The sequence below is a fragment of the Acidimicrobiia bacterium genome (assembly GCA_040881685.1).
Taxonomy (GTDB): Bacteria; Actinomycetota; Acidimicrobiia; order IMCC26256; family PALSA-555; genus SHVJ01.
Window position 1 is genome coordinate 65,339 of record JBBECS010000045.1, and the last position, 4,765, is coordinate 70,103.

The 4,765-nt window shown below is 70.0% G+C and carries 7 protein-coding genes; all 7 read right to left on the bottom strand.

The genetic code is table 11. The features are described from left to right. Positions 1-176 (bottom strand): methyltransferase type 11 (locus WEE69_11965; GenBank protein ID MEX1146009.1); only part of this gene is annotated, 176 nt, incomplete at its 3' end. Further along, on the bottom strand, positions 173-1,447 hold the full coding sequence (locus WEE69_11970; protein MEX1146010.1) for an MFS transporter: 1,275 nt from the start codon (positions 1,445-1,447) through the stop codon (positions 173-175). The genes WEE69_11970 and WEE69_11965, both read right to left, overlap by 4 nt. Further along, the gene (locus tag WEE69_11975; GenBank protein ID MEX1146011.1) at positions 1,444-2,793 is read right to left on the bottom strand and encodes a rhodanese-like domain-containing protein; all 1,350 of its coding nucleotides are present in this window, start codon (positions 2,791-2,793) and stop codon (positions 1,444-1,446) included. Before WEE69_11975 ends, WEE69_11970 begins: the two co-directional genes overlap by 4 nt. Beyond that, entirely contained in the window at positions 2,790-3,167 is a 378-nt protein-coding gene (locus WEE69_11980) for a hypothetical protein (GenBank protein MEX1146012.1), read from the bottom strand. The genes WEE69_11975 and WEE69_11980 overlap by 4 nt, the downstream gene beginning before the upstream one ends. A gap of 118 nt (positions 3,168-3,285) precedes the next feature. After that, entirely contained in the window at positions 3,286-3,420 is a 135-nt protein-coding gene (locus WEE69_11985; GenBank protein MEX1146013.1) for a hypothetical protein, read from the bottom strand. Positions 3,421-3,456: 36 nt separating this feature from the next. Beyond that, on the bottom strand, positions 3,457-4,062 hold the full coding sequence (locus WEE69_11990) for a methyltransferase domain-containing protein (GenBank protein MEX1146014.1): 606 nt from the start codon (positions 4,060-4,062) through the stop codon (positions 3,457-3,459). After that, entirely contained in the window at positions 4,059-4,736 is a 678-nt protein-coding gene (locus tag WEE69_11995; GenBank protein MEX1146015.1) for a metalloregulator ArsR/SmtB family transcription factor, read from the bottom strand. Before WEE69_11995 ends, WEE69_11990 begins: the two co-directional genes overlap by 4 nt. Between the last annotated feature and the right edge of the window lie 29 nt (positions 4,737-4,765).

Here is a 4,765-nt window from a genome sequence, read left to right on the forward strand (position 1 = left end):
TCCGCGCCGAGCCTCGCCGCGGGCAATGCCGTGGTCCCGTCGCCGCAACCGAGGTCCAGGACTTTGAGCCCGTCGGCGATTCCCAACTGTTTGACGAGCGCCTCGCCGCTGTCTCGCATGCTCTCGGCGATGCGTGTGAAGTCACCCTTCTCCCAGAGCGTCTGGTTCGGATTCATCGACTTGGTCCTTTCGTCGTAGCTACTTGGACGTGTTCACGCATGCGACCAGCGACGACCAGGCCGGACGCCGCGGTGAGCGCGGCGACTACGAAGATGGCGGCTTGGTCGTCGATCGCGTCGGCGATGACGCCGACGAGGATGCCGCCGACCGCGTACCCGAGGTCGCGCCAGAGGCGGTAGACGCCGACGGCTGACGCCCGCCACGCCGGATGGGCGCGGTCGCCGATCGCGGCGATGAGCGTCGGGTACACAAGGGCGGTGCCGAGTCCCATCGCGAGCGCGCACGTGATCCAGGCGCCGTATCCGTCGAAGACGGCGAGCCCGGCGATGCCGAGGGCTTGGAGCCAGAGCCCGCCGACGATGAGCGGCTTGCGGCCGACGTGGTCGGACCACGCGCCCGTGCCGAGCTGGGCCAGGCCCCACGATGCGGGATAGATGGCGACGACGACGCCGATGCGCGCGACTGAGAGTCCCTGCGCGGCCAGGAAGAGAGGAACGAGACCCCACACCAGGGCGTCGTTGAGGTTGTTGACCAGCCCGGCCTGGCACACCGCGGACAGCGACCGGTCACGCACGGTGGTGATCGCAAACGTCTCCCGGAACGACTGCCCGGCAGAGTGATGCTCGTGGTGCTGGCGCGCCTCGACGCGGGCGTGATCGTGCGTCTCGCGCACCATGACTAGGGAGAGCGCAAGACCGATGACCGCGATACCGAGGCCCATGACGAACGGCCACGGTCGCGGCCCATACGAGGCAGCGATCGCGCCGGTGACCGCGGCGGCGATCGCGACCGCGCCGTAGCCGGCCGCCTCGTTGAGGCCGAGGGCAAGGCCCCGGCGGGCCGGTCCGGCAAGGTCGATCTTCATGTTGACCGTGGTCGACCAGGCGAGACCCTGGTTGAGTCCGAGAAACACGTTCGCTGCGACGACCCAGGCCCACGACGGGGCCCAGATGATCATCGGCGCGACCGGCAAGGCGGCGACCCAGCCGACGACGAGCACACGCTTTCGGCCGTACCGATCGGCGAGGTGACCGGCGGCCAGGTTGGCCAGGGCTTTGGTGATCCCGAACGCGACCAGGAACGCCAACGCGGCCGACGCGGAGGCGACGCCGAAGTCCTCCTTGGCCAGCAGCGGCAGCACGGTGCGCTCGGTGCCGACCATGGCGCCGACGAACGCGTTGACCAGCACCAGCAGGCTGAATTGGCGCCAGTTGGCGCCGAGCCCGAGCCGCGGGGTAGCTGCCTCGGCGCGCGTGGTAGTGGTCATCGCTCGACGGGAAGACCGGCGGCGATCCACGCCTCGGTCCCGCCGACGAGATTCGCGGCCCGCACGCCGCGTTGCTCGAGCATGCTGATCGCGGTGGCCGAGCGCTCCCCGTGACCACAGAACGCGATGACTTCTGGTCCGCTCGGTGTGGCGCCGGCGATGAGCGCGCCGAGCTCGACGTGCTCCGCGCCGTGGATGCGCAGTGTCTCTACTTCGTTGTCTTGGCGGACGTCGAGCAGTACCGCGCCGCCGGAGACGCGGGCGTGGGCCCGCGGTGCGTCGAGCTCGTCGACCGATGCGATCGGCAGCCCGGCGTCGCGCCACGCGTCGATGCCGCCCGCCAGGAACGCGACGTCGTCGTAACCGATGCGACGAGCGAGGCGCATCGCCTCGCCGCGGTCGTGATCATCGACGATGAGGATGACCGGCGCGCCGAACGGCACGATCCACCCCAGCCACGACGCGAACGCGGGACGCAGCTCGTTGGAGATCGCGCCGACCGGGTGCGCCAGGGCCCAGTCATGGATCGGGCGCGCGTCGATGAGCCACGCGCCGTCGCGGACCCGGTTGGCGGCCTCGTCGGGGGTGAGCAACTCGGGAGCGGGCAGCATCCTCACCAGCGGTGCGCCGGCCTCGTTCACGGCCTGGAGATACCGGTAGTAGGTGGGGTACGTGCCGAAGCCGGCGACGAGCGCGTCGACGAACTTGTCTTCGTCTTCGATCGCGAGCAGCGGGTTGGTGACGCGTTCGCTGCCGATCGTCGCGTCGGTGATCTGGGTCGCGGCGGCGAGGCAGAACGATCCCGCGCCGTGCGTCGGGTACAGCGCAGTCTCGTCAGGCAGCGACGCCAGCCGCCGGAGGCTCCGGAACTGCGCGTGCGCCAATTCGTCGGTGTGCGCCGGTCCCAAAAGATCGGTGCGGGCGGCGCCACCCAGGATGAGCGACCCGCCACTGAACACCGCGACCGGCACGCCGTTTCGCTCGAGGACGTAGGCGAGATGCTCGGGTGTGTGACCCGGCGTGGCTAGCGCGTGAATGGTGACATCCCCGACCGTCACGCGTCCGTCGTCGGCCACGGCCCGGTGGGGCCACTTCGTTGACGCGCCATCGGGCACGATCGCGTCGGCGCCGTGCGCGGCGAGCTCGAGTGCGCCACTCACGTAGTCCGCGTGGACGTGGGTGTCGAGGGCCGCGACGATCTCGACACCCAGCTGCTTGGCCAGCGCGAGGTGCGCGTCGATGTCGCGCGGCGGATCGATCGCGATCGCCTGCCCAAGACCGATCTCAACCAGATAAGACGTATTGGCGAGCGCGTCGTCGTGCAGCGAGTGCACCCGTCCGGTCAACGCGCCTCCGCGGGTGCGGTCAACGCCCGCTCTACGGCTCGCACGGACTCGCGAACCTCTTTGCGGAGCTGACGGTGACGCACGCGGGCCAAGAGCGCGCGACGGGCGAAGGTCTTGGGGTGCAGCTCCCAGGTCACTGTCACGGTCGCGGCGTGGGATCCTGCGTCCTGCACGGTCCAGGTCCACAGGCCGTAGGACGGGTTGCCGTCATCGGTCTGGGACCGATAGCAGAAGCGCAGTGCCCCGCGGTCGTGCTCGATGACGCGCGACCGGCTGTTCCAGGTGTTGCCCATCGCCCGCATCTCGACCACCCACTCGGCGTCGCGGGCCATCTCCGCGGGCCGCTCGACGAGCGTTGGATCAGCGCGTTCCATTCCGGGAGTCGATCGATGTCGCTCAACAAGGCGAAGACCTTCGCCGGGGGTGCGTCGATGGTCTCGGTGATCGAGCCACGGAGTTTCATGGTCACCGTCCTTCGGGGGGCGGGTGTGGTCAGTCGGGGTTGCGGGCCAGGAACGAGTAGCCGTACACCTCATAGGCGCGGGCCTTGTCCTCGCCCTCAGCTCCACCGAAGGTGTCGACCTTCCCGCCGATCTGGACGTCGAAGAAGCCGGCCTCTTCGAGCATCTGCTGCCAGCCTGCGCACGGCAGGCCACCGGCAATTCAGCCAGTCCACAGATCGATGTCGCGCAGCGCCTCGGGCGGCACTGGTCGACCATTGGCGATGTCGGCGAACTGCAGATGCCCACCGGGTCGCAGCACCCGACGAACCTCGGCGAACACGGCACGCTTGTCGGGACACAGATTGAACACGCCGTTGGAGATGACCACGTCGGCCCCGTCGTCCTCGATCGGCATCGACTCCAGGAAGCCGTCGCGGAACTCCACGTGCGCGAGCCCGAGCGCGTCGGCGGTGGCACGGGACTTCTCCAGCATCTCGGGTGTCATGTCGATGCCGACCACTCGACCGTCGGGTCCGACGAAGCGCGCAGCGACGAAGGAGTCAAAGCCGGCGCCCGACCCCGCGTCGACGACTCGCTCGCCTCGCTCGGGCGTCCGGAGCGCGAACGGATTGGCCACACCGGCGAAGGACTCGACCGCGCGATCGGGCAGCGCGTCGACGATCGCCGGGTCATAGCCACAGCGCGCCGCCGCCGCCCGGCCCGTGTGGAAGTGATAGGTGGCATTCGGTGCCACCGCCACCGCGCGGTATTTGTCCTGCACCTGTTCGCGCAGGGTGTCGGTGTCGACCGGCGTGCTCTGGCTCATGGCGTGCTCCCATCCCCGACCGCGACCGGCAAGCCGGCGCGTCGCCACTCCGGAAATCCGTCCTCGAGTCGCCGCGCCGAGACGTCGGCGGCGCGCAAGGCGCGCACGGCTTCGTCGGCGTACACGCAGTATGGGCCGCGGCAGTACGCGACGACTTCCACGTCCTTCGGGAGGCGGCTCAGTTCGCGCTTGAGCTCGGCGATGGGCACCGAGCGCGCGCCGGCCACGTGTCCCGCGACGTACTCGGCCACCGGCCGCACGTCGAGCACCAGCACCGCCCCGTCGTGCACCCGGCGCGCCAGCTCGGTGCGACTGACGGGTTCCAAGTCGTCGTCACCGCCGAGGTAGGCGCGCGCGAGCTCCTGGATCCCGGCCACGTGTTGGGCGGCGACGTCTCGGATCGCGCTCCAGAGCTGCGCGACTTGCTCGCTGGCCAGCCGATACAGCACCCGGGTGCCGTCGCGGCGGCTCTCCAACAGCCCGGCGCGGGCGAGCGTCCGCAGGTGGTGCGAGGTGTTGGCCACGCTCTGGTCGAGCTCGGCCGCGATGTCGTCGACCGATCGCTCCCCTTGCGCGAGCAGGTCGACGATCTCGGCCCGACGTCCGCTGGCCAGCGCCTTGGCCACCCCCGCCTGGGCCTCGAACAGTGCGTCTTTGGCGCCCCGCGATCCCACGGGTCTGGACGCTACGGAGTCACCCCGCC

Bases quoted from the DNA above. Each gene is read 5' to 3' on its own strand.
- WEE69_11980 (MEX1146012.1), bottom strand. From the start codon at position 3,167: ATGGAACGCGCTGATCCAACGCTCGTCGAGCGGCCCGCGGAGATGGCC.
- WEE69_11970 (MEX1146010.1), bottom strand. From the start codon at position 1,447: ATGACCACTACCACGCGCGCCGAGGCAGCTACCCCGCGGCTCGGGCTC.
- WEE69_11985 (MEX1146013.1), bottom strand. From the start codon at position 3,420: ATGCTCGAAGAGGCCGGCTTCTTCGACGTCCAGATCGGCGGGAAGGTC.
- WEE69_11990 (MEX1146014.1), bottom strand. From the start codon at position 4,062: ATGAGCCAGAGCACGCCGGTCGACACCGACACCCTGCGCGAACAGGTG.